At 56.5% G+C, this 2,172-nt stretch carries 1 protein-coding gene; it reads left to right on the top strand.

Translation table 11 applies throughout. The features are described from left to right. Positions 1-304 precede the first annotated feature (304 nt). On the top strand, positions 305-1,999 hold the full coding sequence (locus tag ACRX4W_RS09690) for a phospho-sugar mutase (RefSeq protein ID WP_432300260.1): 1,695 nt from the start codon (positions 305-307) through the stop codon (positions 1,997-1,999). The last annotated feature ends 173 nt before the right edge of the window (positions 2,000-2,172 follow it).

Raw genomic sequence — 2,172 nt, 5'->3', positions numbered from 1 at the left:
CCATCGCGCCGAGAGTACTGCGGGGCCAGCCCGTGGGAGGCCAGGGCGCCGCTGACCGGTGGACGGCACCGAGCCGTCGGATGACTTGAAGAAGGGGGAGGCCTCGCGGCCTCCCCCTTTTTTGCGTTTACGTGAAACATTCCTTATGCAATTAAATCAATTTAATCATCCACCGCTGAATATAGACGTTCACCGTTCTTTGGTCGGTTCTTTGTTCTCAATGGACTAATATTTGCTTTAGCGCACTGCTGCGCTTGTCCTGTTTTACACGGGTCGTTTTATTGATTGTGACGGAAGGACTCACATGGCAGATGTTCATGAGCTGCTTGATACTTGGATTGCCAATGTCAAGGACGAGGAGCTCCTCGCTGAGCTTAACACGATGAAGGAGCAGGGTGATGAGGACGCCATCACCGATGCTTTCTTCCAAGATCTCGCCTTCGGTACTGCCGGCCTTCGCGGCACTATCGGTGCGGGCACTAACCGTATGAATATCTATACGGTCGGTCGTGCGACCCAGGGATTCGCTGACTACCTCAATGCGACCTTCGAGCATCCAACGGTTGCCATCGCTCGCGATAGCCGCAATAAAGGTGAGCTGTTCGTTAAGACGACGGCTGCCATTCTTGCAGCAAACGGCGTGACTGCCCTCGTTTATCCCAAGATTTCTCCTGTGCCGACGCTCTCCTGGGCCGTCCGTGATCTTAAGTGCTCCGGTGGCATTTGCATGACCGCTAGTCATAACCCGGCACCGTATAACGGCTATAAGGCCTATGGCCCCGACGGCTGCCAGATCACCAGCGAGGCCGCCGATGCAATTTCTAAGGCTATCGCCGAGACCGATACGTTCACCGGTGTGAAGTCCATGGACTTCGATGAGGCTCTTGAGCAGGGCCTGGTCAAATGGATCGATGACTCGTGCCTCGAGCGATATTACGACGCCGTTCTCGCTCGCGGCGTTACGAATCTTTCTGCCGAGGAGATTGCCGGCGCACCGCTCAAGCTTGTCTATACGCCGCTGAATGGTACCGGCCTCATTCCCGTCACCACGGTGCTCGAGCGCGCTGGCATCACTGATGTCACGGTTGTTCCCGAGCAGAAGGAACCTAACGGCGATTTCCCGACCTGCCCGTATCCTAACCCCGAGATCCGACAAGCCATGCAGAAGGGCATCGATCTCTGCGAGCAGGTTCACCCCGATCTGCTGCTTGCGACCGATCCCGACGCCGACCGTGTTGGCGTTGCCGTTAAGAATGGCGATGACTATCTGCTGCTGACCGGTAACGAGATGGGCGTCCTGCTGCTCGACTATATTTGCAAGACCCGTGCCGCCCGCGGCGAGGACCTCACTAAGAAGGTCGCGGTTACTACCATTGTTTCTTCCGCCATGGTCGATGCTCTGGCCGAGGAATATGGCTTTGAGCTCCGTCGCTGCCTGACGGGCTTCAAGTACATCGGTGACATCATTACCTCGCTTTCCGATGCCGGTGAAGTCGATCGCTTTATCTTCGGTTTTGAGGAGAGCTACGGCTATCTGGCTGGTGATCACGTGCGCGACAAGGACGCCGTGAGCACTTCGCTGCTGATTTGCCAGATGGCTCAGTATTACAAGCTGCAGGGTAAGAACCTCGCCGACGCGATGCACGAGCTGTACGAGAAGTATGGCTACTATCACAACAAGACGATTTCGCTGAGCTATCCGGGCGCTGAGGGTGCGGCAAAGATGGCCGGCATCATGGCTGGTCTGCGCGAGAACCCGCCCGCGGAGCTCGCCGGTTCCAAGATTGAGGCCGTCGTGGACTACAACACCTGCGTGAACGGCCTGCCGAAGGCTAATGTCGTTGAGTTCGATCTCGAGGGTGGCAACAAGGGTATCGTCCGTCCTTCCGGCACCGAGCCCAAGATCAAGCTGTATATCTTTGCCAAGGGCGCGGATGCCGCCGAAGCTGATGCAGCACTTGACGCGATTGAAGAGTCCGGTCGCAAGCTGCTGGCATAAGGTATTTAAGAGTCTATTACTGTAGATAGGCGAAAGAGGGGATCTCGGAAACGAGGTCCCCTCTTATATTTACCCAGCCAGCCGAGAGTCCTTATATGTGTAGGAAATGTGTACGCCCAGATTCCCGCCCCCGGCGCCCCTCCGGTCTGGCAATATATCTCCTTGCCGCGCGG

Source organism: Collinsella aerofaciens (assembly GCF_964283865.1).
Taxonomy (GTDB): domain Bacteria; phylum Actinomycetota; class Coriobacteriia; order Coriobacteriales; family Coriobacteriaceae; genus Collinsella.
This window is presented reverse-complemented; position numbering and strand designations above follow the sequence as displayed.

Coding starts and splice junctions, on each gene's coding strand:
- ACRX4W_RS09690 (WP_432300260.1), top strand. CDS start 305: ATGGCAGATGTTCATGAGCTGCTTGATACTTGGATTGCCAATGTCAAG.